The following is a 19,250-nucleotide window of genomic DNA, read 5'->3' on the forward strand; positions in this document are numbered from 1 at the left end:
TCCTACGTGTCTACGCGGGGGCCGGAGGCGACGTCGCCGTCCCACCCCAGATTGCTGGCCATCCGCTGCAGGACGGCAAGCAGGGCGGTGTATTCCTCTTCAGTGATGTTGTCCGTCATCAGTTGCCGAATCCGGTCCACCGCACCGCGGAGGTTCTCCAGGCTTCGGCTGCCGAGGTCGGTGAGCTGGTACTGGCCGTCTTCCAGCAGCACCCAGCCGGATTCCCGCAGTTCCTCGATAAGTTCCGCGGAGGTGCCGGTCTCCACCGCGGGAAAGAAGGGGCGCAGGCCGTCCGATAACTCTTTTTGGGTAGCGGGGCCTTCAACCAGCAGGTTCATCATTTGCCACTGCCGGCGGGTCACGCCGTGTTCTTCGAAGCTGGCACCAAACTGGTCGTCGACCAGTTGGTCGACGAGCTTGAGCCAGAATCCGATGGGACGCTCCTGATTCGCCATCACTCCACTGTACAAATCAAACCCCGTGCAGGGAATGGCAGCGGTGCAGGCAGCCGGCCGCAGTCGAAGCGGGCTTGGGGCCGCGTCGGACCAGGTGGGGGTTCTGCTCAGTCGAAGCGGGCCTGGGTGCCGCACCGGGGGCAGGGGGCGGACCGGGCGAGGTCCAGGCACACCGCACACACGGGAAGGTCCCCGGTATCGTCCTGCAGCGGACGGTTGGGCATCTGTTTACCGCAGTAGGGAACCGGGCGGCGTGCACGGCTGCGTGCCCGACGCTTGCAGGGGGTGCAGAAAATGTGCACCAGATCGTCTTCATCCTTGGGGCGGGTCCCGACCGGCCGGACCAGCGTTGATTCCTGGACGCTCATTGCCTTTCCTTGGTACGCATGTTGCTCGACCCGCGGCCGTCCGACGGCGGAAGCGGGCCATGCTTCCAAAGTAACCGGTTCCACGCGCCGTAGAATTTGGCCGGTCCCGGCGCCGGCGCGGGATTGAGCGGGAGTCCGCAGACGCAGGGTGCCCGAATTCACGTCCGGATCCGCTGCAGATGCCGGTCCGTTACTGCAGCGGTTCCAACGCAGGTCCGTTACTGCAGCAGTGACCGGATGTCGTCAGCGGTGAGCGCGGAACTGAAGACGGCGTCGTCGTCCATCACGGACGAGAAGAGCTTCGCCTTTTGCTCCTTCAACGCCATGACCTTTTCCTCGATCGTGTCCCGGGCGACCATGCGGTAGACCATCACGTTGTTCTTCTGCCCGATCCGGTGCGTGCGGTCCACTGCTTGGGATTCCGCTGCCGGGTTCCACCACGGATCCAGCAGGAAGACGTAATCCGCCTCCGTCAGGTTCAGCCCGAATCCGCCGGCCTTGAGGCTGATCAGGAACACGGGAACAACGCCGTCCTTGAAGGAAGCAATCACTTCGGCCCGGTTGCGGGTGGAGCCGTCGAGGTAGGCGTACTTGATGCCCTGCTCGTCCAGGCGCTGGGCGGCCTTTTTCAGGAAGGAAGTGAACTGGCTGAAGATCAGGGCCCGGTGGCCCTCGGCAGTAATGTCTTCGAGCTGCTCAAAGAGTACGTCCAGCTTCGCCGAGGGCACGCCGTCGTACTCCTCCGCCTCGACGAGTGACGCGTCCAGGCTGAGCATGCGCAGCAGGGTGAGGGAACGGAAGACGATCATGCGGTTCCGGTCCATGTCCTGGATGAGGCCCATGAGTTTCTGGCGTTCGCGCTGCAGATGCGTCTCGTAAATCTTGCGGTGCTTCGGATGCAGTTCAACCTCAAGGATCTGTTCCTGCTTTTCCGGCAGGTCCTTGGCCACGGCTTCCTTGGTGCGGCGCATCAGCAGCGGCCGAATGCGCCTGCGCAGCCGTGCCAGCAGTTCGGGGCTGTCGCCGCGTTCGATGGGCCGCTGGTATTCGTCGGCGAATTTGCGGGCGGAAGGGAACAGGCCCGGTGCCACGATGGCGAACAACCCCCAGAGCTCCATCAGGTTGTTTTCCATCGGGGTGCCCGTGATGGCCAGTTTGAACGGCGCGGGCAGGTCCCGAGCGCACTGGTGGACGCGGGTCACCCGGTTCTTGACGAACTGCGCCTCATCGAGAATCAGGCCGTCCCAGTCCAGTTTCCGGTAGGAGGCGAAGTCAAGCCGGAACACCGCGTAGGAGGTGAGGACGACGTCGGCACCTGCCACCACTTCGGCGAGCGGTACGCGGGACTTGCCGCTGGTGTCGGAGACTGTCACCACCTTCAGCCCGGGTGTGAAGCGTGCGGCCTCGGAGGCCCAGTTGGGAACCACCGAGGTGGGGGCAACCACCAGGAAGGGATGAGCCGGTTTAGTCCCGCCCTGTTCACGGGCATGGGCAAGCAGGGCCAGGGTCTGCAGGGTCTTGCCGAGCCCCATGTCATCGGCCAGGATTCCGCCCAGTCCGTGGTTCCAGAGGAACGCCAGCCAGTTGAAACCGTCCTGCTGGTACGGCCGCAGGCTGGCCTGGAGCCCGGCCGGCAGCGGCACCGGGTCCACGGACTCCAGATTCAGCAGTGCCGAGACGGACTCCCGCCAGGCGACGGCTTCCTCGGTTTCCTCCGCCAGTCCCTCCAGCTCGGACCACAGCCCGGCCTGGTAACGGCTGATGGACAGTTCTCCGGTATCCCATTCCTGCAGGCCCTGTGCCTCGTTGATCAGGGCGTGCAGATGTTCAAACTCGGGACGGTCCAGGGAAAGGTAGGTCCGGTCCACGAGCAGCAGCTTGGTTTTGCCCTGCGCGATGGCCTTGAAGATATCCGCGAACGGGACCAGCCGGCCCTCCACCGTGACCATCACCGCGAGGTCGAACCAGTCGCGGCGTTCGGTTTCCACCGTGGTGATTTTCAGCTTCGGCGCCTCGAGCAGCTCCCGGTAATCGGGCCGGGTTCCTTCGATTTCCACCCGCACCCCGTCGAGCTTCTCCAGCTCCGGCAGGACATGCTCGGTGAACTCGGCGGCCTCTATCTCGCGCAGGGTCCGGTTGCGGGGTACCGCGTGCAGGGTTTTCCCCGCGGACGCCAGGAGCGCTGCCTCGGCGGGGATGTCGCGGTAGGAGGTATCGCCGTCGTCCGCTGTCCCTGCCTTGGCGCTCTGCGGTGCACGGGTGAGCGGCAGCCGGGTCTGGGAACTGCCGTGCTGATAGACCCAGTTCCAGGTCAGGGTCAACTGGTCCTCGGGGCCGAAGGCCGCGGTGAGAACCAATGCGGGCGGCTCGATCTCAGGGAACTCAACGGAGTCGTCACTGCTGGTGACCGGCAGGACCTGCCGCAGCCGCGGGTAGAACTTCTCGAGGAATACGGCGGCATCTGCCTTCGGCACCATTACCGGGGCGCCTTGGAGCAGCAGGCCCTTGTCCTGTTCCGTCAGGGTCTTGGCCGTGGGTGCCAGCGTGATGGTGTTCTGCGGCGAGCGGAGGTAAATACCGTGGCTGCCGATGATCCCGGCATCTTCCAGCGGGACCGGCGAGCCGTCCACTTCGAGTGTCGGCAGCAGCTGCAGGGGCGCCGGAGTGTCCCCGCCGGCGGCCCGGACATCCAGGGACAGGGTGGCTAGTTTCCCTACGCGGACGGCGGCGTCCTTCTTGGTGCCGACAAACGGGATGCCCAGCCGCACCGCTTCATCCAGCAGCTGCCAGAGCAGGGGATTGGCGAAGTCGTCGAGATACAGCCACGAGTCATTCTGCCCGAAGTAGCTCACGCCGTTGGAACGGTGCAGGGCCGGGAACTGGGAGAACCAGCGGTGCTGGTCCGGATCCAGCCGCAGCCCGTAGGTCTGGTAGCTGATGTTGCTCCACGCCAGGTTGTTCTTGACCCAGTTGCCCTTGGAATTGCGCACCACCGGACGCACCCCCAGACGGAAGGGCGTGGCCCGGTGCCGGCTGCGCGGGGTGGGAGCACCCCAGCGGGACGCCGCTGCCGCGGCAAAGTTCCGCAGCTCGAACTGCAGTCCCAGGGGAGTGGTTTCCGTGGGTTTGGTGCTGTCCGCCAGATCCGCATCGATCAGGGTCTGCAGGGACTGCTGCCAGGCCGGCACGGATGGCCGTATGGCGGGGGCGGAGAGCTCCTGCCGGGAAATCAAATGCTCGGTGTTGCTCTGCAGTGCTGCTGCGGCAACATGCTTGCAGTCGAAGCCGAGAGGGCAGCTGCAATGGTTATCCAGCAAGCGGTAGTCGCCCTGGCGTTTGGCGCCGAGCTGCAGCATGGTCCGGTAGGGGACGGAAGCGCCGCCGCGGACAGACGCGCGCAGCACCTCGCTTTGCGCATCCCACTCCAGGGCCTCCACGGCCCCGCCCTTGGCGTAGGTCTGGCCCCGCTGAAACGCTGATCCGCCGACCACGCGGATGACGTCGGTAACGTCTACGAGCGGAGGGGTTTCGAGCATGGTTTTATCGTCTCACGCAGTACTGACGGTTTCCGCCGCCCGGTTCCTTCGGGGATTTGGCAGGCTCCGGGGTGTCCTGTTTAGGATGTTAGTAGCGCGGGTCACAATGGCGTGATCTGCGTTTCACATTCCTTGTCGGTAACCTGCCTGGAACCGCCGTTTTCACACGCCAGAGCCGGCCGCCGTCGTCGTCCGCCCTCCTCCGCGTTAAGCCCCGGTGCAGTCCCGGCCCCGAAATACCCTTGCGCTATTATCGCCGCATGAATGATTCCGCTGGCCTCCAGGAATGGTCATCGTCAATGCTCACCGGCGAGCGGGTCCGCTTCCGGGAGCTTCGGGAACCCGACCTCGCACACCTCGCCGAGTGGTGGAATGACCCGGCCCAGGCGATCCTCCAGCAGGACCGGGTCACCGTCCGTCCGCAGGAGACCGCGGCGGCCATGTTCCGGACCTGGAGCAAGAATGAGTCACCGTCAGGTTTCGGTTACAGCATTGTCAATCCGGCCGAAAAGCTGATCGGTCATATCAGTGTCTGGGGTATATCCGTTCCGGAACGGATTGCCACCATGGCGATCATCATTAGTCCGGAATTCCAGGACCAGGGCCTGGGCCGGGAATCCCTGCAACTCGGACTGCGGATTGTCTTTGATGAAATGGGTGCGCATAAGGCCGAACTGCAGACATGGTCCTATAACTCGAGGGCCATCCACCTGTATCGCTCGCTGGGGTTCCGGGAGGAAGGGCGACGCCGCGCGGCCGTGTTCCACCGTGGAGAGTTCCACGACCAGGTGCTGCTCGGGATGCTGGAAGAGGAATACCGGGCCGCGGGCTAGGACAGTCCGGCGGATGAACCGGAACCGCCGTGGATTTCAACGCGCTCAATCCAGTCCCGAATCAGTGCTGAGACCAGCGCCGGACGTTCGAGGTGGAGGTTGTGCCCCGCGGCGTCCAGCACGGTGAAGGTGCCGCGCGGGTAATGCTCGCGCACTGCCCAGCCGTCTTCATATCCCGTGACATGGTCCTGCCGGCCGAAAATATGCAGGGACGGTGCTTCGAACGGCTGCGGGTGGGCGAGCTCGGGCTCCGTGTCCAGCGCGTAGTTTGCGGCGATCTGTTCCATAAGTGCCTGATCCGCACCCTGGAGGCCAGGGAACACGTATTCGGAGAAGCCCGCAAAAACGTCGGCTGTCTGCAGGACCGCCTCGTCCTCGAAGTCGGATGAGCCCTCTGCCGCTGCCTTCATTAGGGCAGGGTCCCGGTGAATGATTTGCCGGGGCGGCAGGATCCGGTCTTCGTGAACTGCCGTGAACACCGATACCAGGGTCGCCAGCCCGAGCACCTGGTCCTTCAGGGTATGGGCAACGTGACGGGCCACCATGCCGCCGAAGGAATTTCCGATCAGGGCAAACGGCTCGTCGCCGAGCCGGTTCCTCATTTCGTCGACGACGCCGTCGGCCACCTCTTGGGCGCCGGCGGCGGGCTTCCGGGAGCCGTTCTCGGCCCACGGAAGGTCAAGATAAATGCGACGCCAGGCAAGGTCGCCAAGGGCGCTTTCCAGGGGCAGCAGGATCCGGTGGTCCACGCCAAACCCATGTATGAGCACCAGGGGTTGGCCGTTTCCTATTTCGCGGGCTATCACCCCGCGATCCTATGCGTGCTCCTGGTCTCACCGGCGGAGCGACTGGCCGTGCACTGGTAGACCCGGCATTTGATGCTCTTCAACAGGACGCGCCCTGAACTGAACCGGGCTTAGCCCGGGTTCTCGAGACTGTCCGCCATCTGTAGCAGCTCGACACTAAGCTGGCGGGCACGCGCCGCAACTGCATCTCCTGCCTGCCCGGGGTGCCTGCTTCGCGGCCGCCCTGTGTTCGGAGCATCGCCGGTTCCGGTGCCGTCCGAACCGGCGGGCTCACGCTGGATGTTAATGTCGAAAACCACATGATCCGGGTGGTGCCAAGTCGAGAACACTTCAACAGCGTTGCCGTCGGCGTCATAGCTGGTGCCCTCCAAAAGCAGGACGGGAGAGCCCTCCTTCAGGGCAAGCAATGACATAAGATGCTCGTCGCCCGGCACTGCCCTGATCTGACGCTTGCCGGAGACGATTCCGACGTCGAACTTGGATTTCATCACGGCATGCAGCGAGGCGTCGGTAAGGTCTCCAACGGTAAGGGCAGAGAACCTCGGTAAAGGCAACCAGGTGTGAATGACGGCTATAGGAACGCCGTCCGCAGACCTGAGCCTTTCAACAGAGAGCACCTGTGATGTACCGAGGACAGCCGTCACCGCGTCGGCCGGCTGCTCGGTTAAGGACAGTACCTCCGTGCCCACGCTGGCCCCGGTGCCGGCGACCTGCGTGGAAAGGCCGGATATTTCATGTATCAGCCGGTGGTGTTCCCGGCGCGGGGCCACCGTGCTGCCCCTGCCCCTGCCGCGCAGGATAAGGCCGTCCATCTCCAGTGCGCCCAGTGCCTGCCGAACCACCGAGCGGGAGACACCGAAACGCACCTGTAGCTGTGCCTCGCTTGGCAGCGAAGTTCCCGGTGGCAGTGAATGATTGAGGATCTGTGCCCGTAGGTGTTCGCGAAGCTGTAGGTGAAGCGGCTCAGTGCTGTCGGCGTTGAGCGGGCGTCCCAGGTCGTTAGGTGTGTCCATTACAAGTAAGTATGGACGCAATCGACCTGGGACGGACATTTGGCTACTAGTTCTTCTGTGCCGTCTGCCATACGTGGTCCCACCCTGGTGCAAGCTGCGCAGCGCGGCGAAGCGACAGGACCAGGCTGGTCTCCCTGGCAATTCCCTTTCCTGCAATATCGAATGCCGTGCCGTGGTCCACCGAAACCCGAACGACCGGGAGGCCAACGGTGATATTGACGCCGTCGTCCCCATACACGGCCTTGAAAGGTGCGTGTCCCTGGTCGTGGTAGCAGGCAATGACCATATTCCACTTGCCATTGACGGCCGCCGGGATAAGGGCATCAGCGGGCAACGGTCCGTGCACATTGATTCCAGCCTCACGTGCGGCCGCGACGGCGGGTGCAAGGATATCGGCGTCTTCATCACCGAAGAGACGGTTTTCGCCGGCATGCGGGTTCAGCCCAGCCAGTCCAATCGGTTCGTCGGGCCGACCCAGGGCCTTGGTGAAAGCACTGACGAGTTCGATTACGTTTCCGGTACGCTCCGGCGTGACATCGTCAATGGCGCGGCGCAGGGAAACATGCGTGGTCAGGTGGAAGAAGTACAGGTCCCCGGCGGACAGGACAAGGCTGAAATTCTCCACTCCGAATTCGTGCGCCAGCAGTTCGGTATGCCCGGGCCATTTGTGTCCCCCGGCATGCATTGCTGCCTTGTTAAGCGGGGCAGTTACGATTCCCTGAACCCTGCCTTCACGGGCCAGACGACATGCCTCGACGACGAAACGGTAGGAGGCGTCACCCGCCACAGGGCTGAGTTCCCCGAGCTTCACATCGGCCAACGAGGGGCCGGTCTGGAGGAGTTCAATGGTGCCGGGCTTATTGGTGGCATCCTCCAACGAGTCCAGTACCCGAACCACGTCGGGGTCACCACCGACGTTTAAGACGCCGGCGCGCATGGCGGACTCATCGCCTATAACAATGGGGGTGCACTCGGATCGCAGCTCATCGTGTCCGAGGAGAGCCTTGGCCGTAATTTCAGGGCCGATTCCTGCGACGTCCCCGAGAGTCAGGGCTAGGACGGGATTGCTCATGAGTATGCCTCCGTTGGTAGAGCTATGTGCTTGGTTAGTTCATTCACGGTTTCGAGCAGGGCTGACGCTTCTCCGAAGCCGCCGGCTTTCGTCACGACGACTTTCCCGGCAGCGCTGCCGCCCTCGATTACCCCGCGCGGGATGCCTTCCTGGATGGCCCCTGTGACCCGCAATGCCAACGCGCCGAGCGCATCGAGCACCGCGTGTGCGCCGTCTCCGCCCACCAGAACGAGGGCATCGAAATTTCCTTGGCCCATGGCTCGGCGAACCACCGCGGCAACCCGACGTGCAACAGCGGCGCCGGTGAGTTGGAGAAGGGGACCGCCTTCCGGGGGAAGGATTATCACTACCTTCGGCAGAGTTTCAGTCGCGGCCAGTTGCCCGGAAGTCCAGGAATCGAGGTCTTCCCAGACGGCGAACAGGTCTGCATCGGGCTGCAGTACGAGAAGGTCGGCTGGAGCCAGCCGTGCCCGGAGGTGAGCGGTCTGCGCCTTGGCTACGTCGTGGACGGAACTAACGACCACGACTATTCGCTTGGCCGGTTGGGTCGGCGGCTGCACTTCCAAAGCCTCGGATGTGGCCAGCCAGGCCTCGGACATGGCTGCTGCCAGCCCAGCAGATCCCGCAGGGACGGCCATGGGTCCGGCGGCAGCGATGGCATCCGCCAGGACACGGAGTTCGGCATCCGAGGCGGCATTCACTGCTACCACGCCCTCAGCGGCGGCTTCCTTCAATAACCCGGCATTGATTACCGGCGAAGTGTCGGAAAGGGTGATGATCCTGGTGCCGGGTAGCAGCTCGGCCATTTCATTGGTGGTCACGGGGGTCACCGGATCCCGCCCTGCGGGGGAATCGGTCAGCGGCAGGCCGTGTACCCACAGGGTTCCGTTTTCCATCGTGCGGCCCATAGCGGGGTAGGAAGGGCAAACGACCGCAAAGCCAGCAGGATGGTACTTCCGCCAAGCCGCAAGCGCTCCCTTCAGCTGGTCCGCCACGCTGCCGCGCATGGTGGAGTCGATCTTTAGGTAGAGGCGGTCTACGCCCCTTTTCATCAGGCTTTCGACGGCCTCAACGGTGGTAGCCTGCGCCGACAAAGCTTCCATCGGGCGTGCATCGGAACTCACTGCAACTGCACTGCCGGCCTCGAGCTGGTCGGCTTGCGCGGTGTCCAGCATCAGGCGGGAGATCCAGCCGGAGCGCGAAAACTGGACCGCAGAGTCCGTAGCTCCGGTGACGTCATCGGCGGCTATGCCGATGAGCCGTGCATGGGAGTGGACGGCCGGCATCAGTTTGCCGGTTCCACGCCCGGCCGGCCCTCTCCAGCAACCGGCACAGGATCGGGATTTTCCAGGCCGCCCTGTCGCTTGAGCACCCAGGTGGCGAGCAGTGGGGCGAAAATGGCGGTGACCAGAACGGCGGATGCGACTTGGGCGGTGGCTATGTCTACGTATGGGGCGAATGCCGGATCTGCTGCGGCAACGATCGCCGGTGTCGCAATGGAATTTCCGGCCGTGGTGGCGGAAGCGATGCCCACGCCGGACTTCGCGCCTCGGCGCAGGACGAAGCGATAGCCCAGATATACAAGGGCGCCCGTGATCAAGGTAGCGGCAATGCCGACGAAGATCCCGGCGATGCCGCCCGAAAGGACCGCTCCGAGGTCAATTCCGGTTCCGAGCGAGAAAGCGAAGAACGGGATGACGATGTTGGGCACCGGCCGCATGACCTCAGTCCACTTGGCGTCCAGGTTTCCGACAATGAAACCCAGAGCGAGCGGGATGATGGCGGCAATCAGAATCAGGATAGGGATGTTGCCCAGACCGGAGAGACCTAGGAAAAGAAGGGTGAAGAACGGCCCGTCATTGATGGCGGAAGCCATATAGGCGCCGCGATCGCGGTAATCACCGTAGCGGCCCGTGAAGGCCAGCCACAATCCTCCATTGCTGTTATCGAAGGATGCCAGTAGGGCAAGGATCGAGATGCCCAAGATGCCGTCAATACCCACCATCAGTCCCAGAGCTGCGACAAGAGCGGCAGGGATGATTGTTTTGAACAGGAGGACAACGCCTGTGGTGGCCAGGACAGGTCCCGAAGCCTTGGCGGTGATCTGCATGCCCGTTGCGAAAATAAGGATGGCGATCAGCGGGAGGGCAGAATCCGCGAACAACGCGGTGGTGAAACTGCCCATCTCAAGAAAAGCGGGGAAGAAAGTTCCTACAACGGAACCCAAAATCAACGGAATAAGCATGAGACCGCCGGGAATCCGGTTCATACCGTCAAAAAGAGGGACGCGGGACTTGGGAAGTGATTCGGCTGCCATGGCGAATCTTCTCTCTGTGCGACTCGGGAGGTACTTCTAGTAGGTACTGCAAGGACGTACTTCTAGTACGGACAAGATGTACCTAAGGCTAGAGGTGTTCGCTGAATCACACAAGTGCCCTACAGGTGGGCAGGCGGAATCCACACGGGCTCTAAACGCAACCCGCCCATAGGGGGGGGCAGGGCCCTTGCCGTCGGGCGAGCGCTGAGGGAATGGGGGAATCCGGAGAATGAGGGAGACAGGGGGTGGATCGGATCCGGTAACCCCGGCACGACTACGCTGCGGCTACCCCGCGGCCTGCGTCGTAGCGTTTCCCTGCGGTTTCACCACGGGGAAACTGCCGTGCGGTTCGTCGTCCTCTTCAAAATGGTTGTAGGCCCGGCCGACAATCAGCGGGTCCGGTGCATGCGCAATGGATTGGTCCTTGTTCGGGTATTCCACTGTGCTGAGCACATGGCGCATCGCTTCGAGCCGGGCGCGCTTCTTGTCATTGGACTTCACCGCGGTCCAGGGAGCGTCTCCTGTGTCCGTGTAAAAGAACATGGCTTCCTTCGCCTCGGTGTACGCGTCCCACTTATCCAGGCTGGCCAGGTCGGTGGGGGAGAGCTTCCACTGCTTCACCGGGTCCGTTTCCCGAGCAGCGAACCGGGCCAGCTGCTCCTCCCGGCCTACCGAGAACCACAGCTTGTGCAGCAGGGTGCCGGAATTGACGAGCATCCGTTCGAGCTCCGGAACCTCCCGCATGAACTCCAGATACTGGGCCGGGGTGCAGTACCCCATCACGCGTTCGACGCCGGCCCGGTTGTACCAGGAGCGGTCCATCATCACGATCTCTCCGCCGCTGGGCAGAGTACGGACATACCGCTGGAAGTACCACTGGGTCTGCTCCTCGGAGGTGGGCTTCTCCAGCGCTACGACGCGTGCACCGCGGGGATTCAGATGCTCGTCGAACCGTTTGATCGCCCCGCCCTTTCCGGCGGCATCGCGGCCTTCGAAGATGATGAGCATTTTCTGCCCGGTTTCCTTGACCCAGAGCTGCATTTTCAGCAGTTCGATCTGGAGCCGGCGTTTCTGCCGGTCATAGGTGCGCCGGCTGAGCTTGGTGTCGTAGGGGTAGTTCTGGCGCCAGGCCTCGTCGTCGACCTTGATCTTGAGCTTTTTGCCCTTCGTTTTCAGTTCCTGCAGCTCGTCGAGTTCCTGGGCATAGTCTTCCGCGACCGCCACGCGCTGGCCGTCCAGGCTTTGCTCATCCGCCGCAAGTCCGTTGGCTGACGGCCGCCGGGCGGAAACTTCCTTGGTGCCGTTCTTATTGGTTGCCATGACATCTCCTGCCGGAGGTTTGGAACGGGATTCCGGTTGGCTTACGAACCTACTTGGATGCAGCGGGGGAGGGAAGAGGTTTCCGGTTGCCGGGCACCGCCGCTCATGGGGTGCAGGAAGGGAGGCCCGGAAACCCGGACCTCCCTTTCATCGTGCCAGCCGGCGTAGTGCCGTCAGCGGCCGGAGTCGTAGCGATTCATGAAGGCAGCCATTGCGTCCCGGTTTACCGGTTGGGAGGGACGGTACGGCCCGGAGACCCGTCTGTTGACGCGCGTCCAAACTATAACGGATGTCTGAAAAACCCTCCTATCCGCGGCCTGCTGCGCCACGGACCGATTCAGTGGGGGTATTGGACAATCCGGCGCGCCTGAGCGGGAGGCGGCGTCGTGCCGCCGATAATGGATCGCGATGACTTCACTACGCACTAAAGCTCTGTCCCTCGTTGCCCTGCTCGCCCTAGGCCTAGTCGGCTGCACCCCCGTTATCGATGACGGTTCCGATCCAGCCCCGTCCTCCGCGACCCAGCCTGCGACTGGGTCCGCCGAACCAGCGGACCGGTCCGCCCCTGCTGAACCCGCCGCACCTGCCGAGCCCGCCGCAGCCGGGACCGCGCTGGACCAGCTGGCAGGCATCCCGATCAAGGGCCGCGCCCCGAAGACCGGGTACGACCGCGAGCAGTTCGGGCCGGCCTGGGCCGATACGGACCACAACGGCTGCGACACCCGCAACGACATCCTCGCCCGCGACCTCGTGGACATTGTGTACAAGGACGGAACGCAGGAATGCGTGGTTGCCTCGGGCACGTTCCTGGATCCCTACACGGGAACCACTATTGCGTTTGTCCGCGGCAACACCACCAGCACCGCGGTCCAGATCGACCATGTGGTGGCCCTGTCCGATGCCTGGCAGAAGGGGGCGCAGCAGCTGTCCGCCGAAGAGCGCCGGCAATTCGCCAATGATCCGCTGAACCTCATGGCGGCAGACGGCCCCGCGAACGGTGCGAAGTCCGACGGCGACGCCGCCACCTGGCTGCCGGCCAACAAGGCCTTCCGCTGCGAATACGTGGCCCGCCAGACCGCGGTCAAGGCCGAATACCGGCTGTGGATGACGCAGGCCGAGCACGATGCGATTGCTGCCGTCCTGTCCGGCTGCCCGGATGAACCGGTTCCCGCGCGGGACGGCTCGGTGCCTGCCGCAGTGGCTGCTGCTGCCGGTGCCGGGCAGCCAGCCGAGGCAGCGCAGCCCGCACCCGCCGTCGAGCCCGCACCTGCCGCTCCGGCGGCGGAACCCGCTCCCGCTGCACCCGCCGGAACCGTCTATGCCAACTGCACTGCCGTCAAGGCCGCGGGAGTGGCACCGATCCGTCCGGGAGATGCCGGCTGGGATCCCAAGTTCGACGGGGACGGCGACGGCGTGGGCTGCACGTCCTAGCGGTTGACCCACCAGCAGGCTCCGGATCCGCACCACTAGCGGAAACGGGGCCTGCTGCCGTTGCAGGGCCTACCGCTCCTCCGCGAGGGTCAGCGCGGCAGTAATCAGCGCCAGATGGGACAGTCCCTGCGGGAAGTTGCCGAGGAAGGAGTGATCCTCGGCGATCATCTCGGTGAACAGGCCGACGTCGTTTGCCAGCGGGACCAGTTCATCCATCAGTGCGGTGGCTTCCTCCCGCCGGCCCACGCGGTCCAGGGCCGCAGCCATCCAGAACGCGCAGGCCACAAAGGTCCCCTCTTCCTTCTCGGCGCCGCTGAACCGGTACAGCAGCGGCCCGCGGCCGAGTTCGCTGCGCAGGGCATCCAGGGTGGAGGACATGCGTTCGCCGCGGTCGAAGCCGCTGATGGCGTGCAGCAGGATGGAGGCGTCCAGCTGGTCCGTGCCGGGATACCAGACGTAGCTGCCCCGCTCCTCGGACCAGCAGTTGCTGGCCACCCAGTCGCGGATGCGTTCCTGTTCGGCGCGCCAGCGTTCCGGATTCCCCGGAATCTGCCCAAGGTCGGCCAGGTGCGACGCGCAGCTCAATGCGTGCCAGCAGCCAAGTTTGGAAGTGGTGTAGTGCCGCTCCTCGTCCAGCTCCCACATGCCCGAGTCTTTCCGCTGCCACACATCACAGGCCAGATCCGCGAGGTCTGCCAGATACCGGCCGGTTCCGGTGTCCAGGACATGCCCGGCGTCCACATACATCTGGACAATGTTGAACAGGTCGCCGAAGACGCCCATCTGGAGCTGCTGGGCGGCGTCGTTGCCGTTGACCACCGGCCCGATGCCGCGCCAGCCGGGCATGTCGAGGATTTCTGCGCCTTCGGCCCGGTCGCCGTTCAGCCGGGTGAAGACCTGCAGGTCCTCACCTTGCCGGCGCACGCTCTTGAGCATTCCCGACACCGCGGCGTGGACCTCCTCGCGCAGCCCGAAACGGATCATGGCGTGCAGGGTGTAGGCGGTATCCCGGACCCAGGCGTAGCGGTAGTCCCAGTTCTTGCCGCCGTCGAGGTTCTCGGGCAGCGACGTCGTGGCTGCAGCCGCAATGGCGCCGGTGGGGCTGTGGAGGAGCAGCTTCAGGGCCAGTGCGCTGCGTTCGACGGCGTCGGCCCACGGCCCGTCGTACTGGAACTCCCGGGACCAGGCCTGCCAGTTGGCGATGGTGCGGTCCACGCCGTCGTCGATAGTGTCCAGCTCCGGCAGCGGCAGCGGCTCTTCATGGGTGGTAATCAGGGCCAGCAGGTGCCGGGAACCTGCCCGGGCGGTGAACGTGCCGCTGATTCCGCGATCCGAAACCTCATGCGTGCCGGGGTCGGCATCGCGGGCGTCCGCGGCATCCTCCGTTCCCTCAAAGCCGATGCCGTGGCCGCGCACGGCCATGGTGGTGCCCTGCACCTGTAGGACGGGGCCGTGCACCGAACGCTGAACCCACGGTGAAGCGGTGTTGAAACTGCTGCCCGGGGTTACCGCCCAGCGCATCGGAACCTCGCCGTCGAGTCCCTCAATCCGCCGCGCCAGTTCGCCCCACGGAAGCCTTCCCGCCACCCCTGTGTTCAGCGAGTCCGTGACCCGGACACGTCCGGTCCCGGTGGAAAACGTAGTGGCCAGGACGTTGGTGCCTTCCACGTACGCCCGCTCGACGGTGAAGTCCGCGACGGGACGCAGTTCAATCTGTCCGCCGTGCGCTGCGTCGAGCAGGCGCGCAAAGGCGGGCGTTGAATCCAGGTCCGGGGTGGGGTACCAGTCGATCGATCCATCCAGTGCAACGAGTGCCACCGTCCGGCCATCGCCTATCGCACCGTAGGAACGCAGGTCTACGTAGCCGTCGCGGCGGTCGGGGGAGGGCAGGCTCATGCAGGACTCCTAGGGTCGAGGGTTCACCAATGACGGGGAAGGGGTGCGGTTTCCAGCGCGGGGTCGAAGATCCACGGCTCCAGCGGGATTCGAGCGGGATCGAATCCGGCCAGGGCGTCGCTGAGGTTTCCGGGCAGGCCCAGCGACCCGAGGATCAGGGTCCGGACCGCGTCTGCGTCCAGTCCCGCAGCGGCGAGGTCGGGGAGGGTGACGGCGCCGTCGCGCTTGGCCAGCCGCTGGCCCGCGGTGTTCAGCGCCAGCGGAACATGGGCGTAGCTGACCGGAGGCAACCCGAGGAGGGAACCGAGGTACGCCTGGCGGGGTGCCGAGCTGAGCAGGTCATCCCCGCGCACTACCTGGTCAATGCCCTGCAGCGCATCGTCGAGGACCACCGCAAGGTTGTAGGAGGGGACGCCGTCATTGCGCAGCAGCACCAGGTCATCCACCGCCGAGGTGTAGCTGCCGTGCAGCTCATCGGTCACGGTGAACTCGTTTACCTCCGACCGCAGCCGCAGAGCGGCGGGACGTTCCCGCCGTCGTCGGGCGCGCTGCTCTTCGGTGAGATGGCGGCAGGTGCCGGGGTAGGCTCCGGGCGGCGCGTGCGGGGCCGACGCCGCTTCCGCCACCTCGCGCCGGGTGCAGAAGCATTCATAAACGAGTCCGGCACGGCGCAGCCCGGCGATCGCGTCCAGATAGATTTCGGTGCGTTCGGTCTGCCGGATGATCTCGCCGTCCCAGTCCAGGCCGACGGCGGTAAGGTCGCGCAGCTGGGCCGCTTCGGCACCGGATCGCACCCGGTCGAGGTCCTCCATCCGCAGCAGGAACCGGCGGCCGGTGCTGCGGGCAAAGAGCCAGGCCAGCAGGGCGGTGCGCAGGTTTCCCACATGCAGCTCTCCAGTGGGACTGGGAGCGAAGCGGCCGGCGGCGGAGGAAATAGGCACAGCTTCAGTCTATTCCGGTGCAGTGTAGCCCGGCGCCTCGGCCCAGCCGCAGGGGACCGGACGGAAGTTTTGTGATGCGGCTTCCGGAGGCCGCAGATGGTCCCCGGTGTTCCGGACCGAAGGTGTCCGCAAGGCTGTGGCGTGCGTGCGGGAGCGGTGCCTAGCGTTGCAGGTATGGGACTCATGGAGCTCGAACTTGCCCGGCTGGAACACAGGCAGCGGCAGGCTGAAGCGGAGCAGCGCCGCCGCTTCAGGCAAACCCTGCTGGAGCGGGAGCAATCGGACGGACAGGAGTGCGTCCAGACCGATTGGCCGCTGATCACGCTCCGGTTAGGTCGGTTCAGCCTGGCTCTGTTCCGTACCCTCCGGCTGCCCGCTGCGGGTGTGTCTTCACACGGGACGTCCGGACTGCTCCCGGGGTGACCGGGCGGGGCGTCCTGCGAAAAACGGGGGGGAGGGATCAGACGCGGCTTTCCGCTGCCCCGTGCGCTCCGGCGTCGCCCGTTTCATCTGCCAGTTCCGCACGTACCAGGCCGTCGCCGCGCACCCACAGCCGGTACGCCGCAAACAACAGCACAATCCACACGGCGCCGACAATCAGCGCGACCCGCGTGTCCGGCATGATGCCGAGCAGCACCACGATGAACACCATGAAAGCCAATGCCGCATAGGATGCGGCCGGCCAGAACGGCACGCCGAATTCCGACGCGGGTAGGTTCCGGCGCTTGATTTCCCGCTTCATGGCGATGTGCGAGAGCAGGATCATTAGCCACACCCATACGGTCGCGAAGGTGGCGATGGACGCGATGATCGTGAACAGCGATTCGGGCAGCAGGGCGTTCAGCACCACGCCGACGAGCAGCACCACCGCCATGGTCGCCACGGTCATCCACGGCACCCCGTTCCGGGAAATCCGAGCGAACGACGCCGGTGCCTGGCCTTCCTGAGCGAGTCCGTAAAGGACGCGGCCGGCACCGAAAATGTCGGAGTTGATGGCGGAGATCGCTGCGGTGATGACCACGGCGTTGAGGATGTGCGCTGCTGCGGGAATGCCCAGGGTGTCGAAGATCTGCACAAACGGACTGGTTTCGCCGTTGATGTCCTGCCACGGGAAGATCATCATCAGGATGCCCAGGGCGCATACGTAGAAGAGCAGGATGCGTACCGGCACGGTGTTCACTGCCGCGGGGATGGCCTTCTTGGGGTTGTCCGCTTCGCCTGCGGTGATGCCGATGGTTTCGATGCCGCCGAAGGCAAACATCACAATCGAGAAGGATGCCAGCAGGCCCCAGAATCCGTTGGCGAAGAACCCTCCGGAGCCGAGCATCGTATCCAGGCCGGGGTTCGCGGCGTCGGGCAGTCCGAACCCGAAGACCACGATGGCCGCGCCGCCTACGATCATTGCGATGATCGCTGCGACCTTGATCAGTGAGAGCCAGAACTCCGTCTCGCCGAAGACCTTCACCCGCATGAGGTTCAGCGCGGCAATCAGCAGGATGACGGCCAGGATCCAGATCCAGCGCGGCACGTCTTCGAACCAGAAACCCATATAGATGCCGAAGGCGGTGACGTCGGCAATGGCGACGATGGCCATTTCAAAGGCGAACGTCCAGCCCGTGATGAACCCGGCGAACGGGCCTAGATAACGGCTGGCGTAGTGGCCGAACGAACCTGTCACCGGATGCCGGACTGCCATCTCGCCGAGGGCCCGCATAACCAGGAACACAGCGGCTCCACCGATCATGTAGGCCAGCAGGACGGACGGTCCGGCGGACTGGATGGCCGATGCGGACCCGTAGAACAGGCCGGTGCCGATGGCCGAACCGAGCGCCATGAAGCGGATGTGCCGGACGTTCAGCCCGCGGGCCAACGCCTGGGTAAAGGAGGACTTCAAGAAAACGCACCTTGGAATGTGGGGGTAGGCCCAGTTCAGGGGCCAATCCATATTACGCCCGCTGGGGCCACCGGGATTTTTCGTTACGTCCCACGCCCAGAGTCTTTGGAGGACAGGGTGAGCCATCTCATAGCGCCGCCGTCGGTCTGCGTGACCGATCTCATAGAGCCTCAACCGTTGACGAATTAATCTTTAACCGTGCAAGCGAAAACACGCGCACACATGGGTACGTTGGGTGTATTCGGCGCTGATGAGCGGTATTCGACGGTTGACACGTATCCGTCATGAAGCTGTCCAGTGTCGCTGACCCGTGAAGATACCCCAACCTCCACCCCTGTTTGAAACAAGGAAGTTCAGCGCCGCGGGGCCTTTCCAGAGTTGAAGAGCGGGACCCCGCAGACGTGGCGCATTCATAGGACTGTTTTCACGACATGGGGAGAATTTTCAATGGATAACACCTCGTTCAAGCAATACACTCCCGCCCGGCAACATGACGAAGGGTCTGTTCCTCAGGGTCCTCCCACCGGCGGACCCGAACCACCCGGCACACCTGTCCGTAACCCGGAAGCCGGAAAGGGATTGGCCATCACGGCGCTGGTCATCGGGCTTGTGTCCCTGTTGCTGTGTTGGGTTCCCATCGTCAATAACCTCGTATTCCTCCTTGGCCTCATCGGACTGGGATTCGCTATCCCGGCGGTGGTGGTTGCCGTCAGGAACAGGTCAAGATCCAAAGGGATGTCGATTGCGGGCCTTATCCTCGTGGTCCTGTCCCTGGTCGGCGTGGTGGCGACACAGGCGTTTTACGGGCAGGTAATTGATGACGTCACGGAATCCGTCGCTGGCAGCGAGCACTCCACTGCAGATGACTCCGCTGCGTCCGCCGGTTCCAGCCAGGCCGGGCAGACCGAAGCACTGGGAGAAACGGCGCGGGTGGGAGATTACAACGTCACCGTGACCGGCGTGGATACCGCCGCCACCCAGGAGATATTGGCCGTCAATCCGCTCAACGATGATCCGGAGGGAGAGTATGTGCTGGTTGACCTGACGGTTGAATACGTGGGCAACGAGGAGGGAGATCCCTGGCTGGATCTGCAGACCAAGTTCGTGGGATCCGATGCCAAGCAGTATGACTCGGCGACCGGGGCAGTAGTAGCGCTGCCCGACTACGATGTACCGACGCTGGAAAAGGGCGGCACCGCCCACTACCAGGTCTGCATGGACGTTCCGGCTGAAGCGGCGTCCACTGCAGATGCCAAGGTCCTGGTGGAGCCGACCTTCTCGATGCATGACAACGACGGCGTGTACTGGGCTGTGCGGTAAACCCTCCTTTCCCGCGGGAACCGCGCGTAGACGACGGGGCTTCCAGCA

15 protein-coding genes are annotated in these 19,250 nt (G+C 64.2%); 3 read left to right on the plus strand and 12 right to left on the minus strand.

The features are described 5' to 3' along the window. Positions 1-2: 2 nt before the first annotated feature. From N2K98_RS03060 to N2K98_RS03070, 3 genes are all read right to left on the minus strand, one after another. Positions 3-455: a MarR family winged helix-turn-helix transcriptional regulator gene (locus tag N2K98_RS03060; RefSeq protein WP_255798291.1), complete on the minus strand. Its 453-nt coding sequence runs from the start codon at positions 453-455 to the stop codon at positions 3-5. 107 nt (positions 456-562) lie between these two features. Further along, on the minus strand, positions 563-823 hold the full coding sequence (locus N2K98_RS03065) for a hypothetical protein (protein ID WP_255798293.1): 261 nt from the start codon (positions 821-823) through the stop codon (positions 563-565). Positions 824-1,041: 218 nt separating this feature from the next. Then, complete coding sequence (locus tag N2K98_RS03070; protein WP_255865957.1) at positions 1,042-4,359, minus strand: DEAD/DEAH box helicase; 3,318 nt, start codon at positions 4,357-4,359, stop codon at positions 1,042-1,044. Positions 4,360-4,619: 260 nt separating this feature from the next. On the opposite strand from N2K98_RS03070, the gene N2K98_RS03075 reads away from it, so the two are divergent. Next, positions 4,620-5,192: a GNAT family N-acetyltransferase gene (locus N2K98_RS03075; RefSeq protein WP_255865958.1), complete on the plus strand. Its 573-nt coding sequence runs from the start codon at positions 4,620-4,622 to the stop codon at positions 5,190-5,192. Here N2K98_RS03075 and N2K98_RS03080 read toward each other — a convergent pair. From N2K98_RS03080 to ppk2, 6 genes are all read right to left on the minus strand, one after another. Next, entirely contained in the window at positions 5,189-5,962 is a 774-nt protein-coding gene (locus N2K98_RS03080) for an alpha/beta fold hydrolase (protein WP_255865959.1), read from the minus strand. The genes N2K98_RS03075 and N2K98_RS03080 overlap by 4 nt on opposite strands. Before the next feature lie 146 nt (positions 5,963-6,108). Further along, the gene (locus N2K98_RS03085) at positions 6,109-7,011 is read right to left on the minus strand and encodes a GntR family transcriptional regulator (protein WP_255865960.1); all 903 of its coding nucleotides are present in this window, start codon (positions 7,009-7,011) and stop codon (positions 6,109-6,111) included. 46 nt (positions 7,012-7,057) lie between these two features. Then, positions 7,058-8,083, minus strand: coding sequence for a 4-hydroxythreonine-4-phosphate dehydrogenase PdxA (pdxA, locus tag N2K98_RS03090; RefSeq protein ID WP_255865961.1), 1,026 nt, complete (start codon positions 8,081-8,083; stop codon positions 7,058-7,060). Beyond that, on the minus strand, positions 8,080-9,369 hold the full coding sequence (locus N2K98_RS03095) for a four-carbon acid sugar kinase family protein (protein ID WP_255865962.1): 1,290 nt from the start codon (positions 9,367-9,369) through the stop codon (positions 8,080-8,082). The genes pdxA and N2K98_RS03095 overlap by 4 nt, the downstream gene beginning before the upstream one ends. Beyond that, on the minus strand, positions 9,369-10,400 hold the full coding sequence (locus N2K98_RS03100) for a 2-keto-3-deoxygluconate permease (RefSeq protein ID WP_255865963.1): 1,032 nt from the start codon (positions 10,398-10,400) through the stop codon (positions 9,369-9,371). The genes N2K98_RS03095 and N2K98_RS03100 overlap by 1 nt, the downstream gene beginning before the upstream one ends. 285 nt (positions 10,401-10,685) lie before the next feature. Beyond that, a complete protein-coding gene (gene ppk2 / locus N2K98_RS03105) occupies positions 10,686-11,720 on the minus strand; it encodes a polyphosphate kinase 2 (RefSeq protein WP_255798297.1) in 1,035 nt (344 codons plus the stop codon). Positions 11,721-12,128: 408 nt separating this feature from the next. Between ppk2 and N2K98_RS03110 the strand changes: the two genes are divergently transcribed. Next, the gene (locus tag N2K98_RS03110) at positions 12,129-13,151 is read left to right on the plus strand and encodes a GmrSD restriction endonuclease domain-containing protein (RefSeq protein WP_255865964.1); all 1,023 of its coding nucleotides are present in this window, start codon (positions 12,129-12,131) and stop codon (positions 13,149-13,151) included. A gap of 69 nt (positions 13,152-13,220) precedes the next feature. Here the strand turns inward: N2K98_RS03110 and N2K98_RS03115 are convergent, their stop codons facing one another. From N2K98_RS03115 to N2K98_RS03125, 3 genes are all read right to left on the minus strand, one after another. Continuing rightward, positions 13,221-15,047, minus strand: coding sequence for a glycoside hydrolase family 15 protein (locus tag N2K98_RS03115; RefSeq protein ID WP_255865965.1), 1,827 nt, complete (start codon positions 15,045-15,047; stop codon positions 13,221-13,223). A 23-nt stretch (positions 15,048-15,070) separates the two neighbouring features. After that, positions 15,071-15,988, minus strand: coding sequence for a tRNA glutamyl-Q(34) synthetase GluQRS (gene gluQRS, locus N2K98_RS03120; RefSeq protein ID WP_255865967.1), 918 nt, complete (start codon positions 15,986-15,988; stop codon positions 15,071-15,073). A gap of 460 nt (positions 15,989-16,448) precedes the next feature. Then, positions 16,449-17,822, minus strand: coding sequence for an amino acid permease (locus tag N2K98_RS03125; protein ID WP_255798641.1), 1,374 nt, complete (start codon positions 17,820-17,822; stop codon positions 16,449-16,451). A gap of 507 nt (positions 17,823-18,329) precedes the next feature. Here N2K98_RS03125 and N2K98_RS03130 point away from each other — a divergent pair. Continuing rightward, the gene (locus N2K98_RS03130) at positions 18,330-19,202 is read left to right on the plus strand and encodes a DUF4352 domain-containing protein (protein ID WP_255865968.1); all 873 of its coding nucleotides are present in this window, start codon (positions 18,330-18,332) and stop codon (positions 19,200-19,202) included. Positions 19,203-19,250: the final 48 nt, after the last annotated feature.

This window comes from Arthrobacter jinronghuae, assembly GCF_025244825.1.
GTDB classification, from domain to species: domain Bacteria; phylum Actinomycetota; class Actinomycetes; order Actinomycetales; family Micrococcaceae; genus Arthrobacter_B; species Arthrobacter_B jinronghuae.

Excerpts from the sequence above, each read along its gene's own strand:
- N2K98_RS03060 (WP_255798291.1), bottom strand. The coding sequence starts at position 455 with ATGGCGAATCAGGAGCGTCCCATCGGATTCTGGCTCAAGCTCGTCGAC.
- N2K98_RS03065 (WP_255798293.1), bottom strand. The coding sequence starts at position 823 with ATGAGCGTCCAGGAATCAACGCTGGTCCGGCCGGTCGGGACCCGCCCC.
- N2K98_RS03070 (WP_255865957.1), bottom strand. The coding sequence starts at position 4,359 with ATGCTCGAAACCCCTCCGCTCGTAGACGTTACCGACGTCATCCGCGTG.
- N2K98_RS03075 (WP_255865958.1), top strand. The coding sequence starts at position 4,620 with ATGAATGATTCCGCTGGCCTCCAGGAATGGTCATCGTCAATGCTCACC.
- N2K98_RS03085 (WP_255865960.1), bottom strand. The coding sequence starts at position 7,011 with ATGGACACACCTAACGACCTGGGACGCCCGCTCAACGCCGACAGCACT.
- pdxA (WP_255865961.1), bottom strand. The coding sequence starts at position 8,083 with ATGAGCAATCCCGTCCTAGCCCTGACTCTCGGGGACGTCGCAGGAATC.
- N2K98_RS03095 (WP_255865962.1), bottom strand. The coding sequence starts at position 9,369 with ATGCCGGCCGTCCACTCCCATGCACGGCTCATCGGCATAGCCGCCGAT.
- N2K98_RS03100 (WP_255865963.1), bottom strand. The coding sequence starts at position 10,400 with ATGGCAGCCGAATCACTTCCCAAGTCCCGCGTCCCTCTTTTTGACGGT.
- ppk2 (WP_255798297.1), bottom strand. The coding sequence starts at position 11,720 with ATGGCAACCAATAAGAACGGCACCAAGGAAGTTTCCGCCCGGCGGCCG.
- N2K98_RS03110 (WP_255865964.1), top strand. The coding sequence starts at position 12,129 with ATGACTTCACTACGCACTAAAGCTCTGTCCCTCGTTGCCCTGCTCGCC.
- N2K98_RS03115 (WP_255865965.1), bottom strand. The coding sequence starts at position 15,047 with ATGAGCCTGCCCTCCCCCGACCGCCGCGACGGCTACGTAGACCTGCGT.
- N2K98_RS03125 (WP_255798641.1), bottom strand. The coding sequence starts at position 17,822 with ATGGCGCTCGGTTCGGCCATCGGCACCGGCCTGTTCTACGGGTCCGCA.
- N2K98_RS03130 (WP_255865968.1), top strand. The coding sequence starts at position 18,330 with ATGGATAACACCTCGTTCAAGCAATACACTCCCGCCCGGCAACATGAC.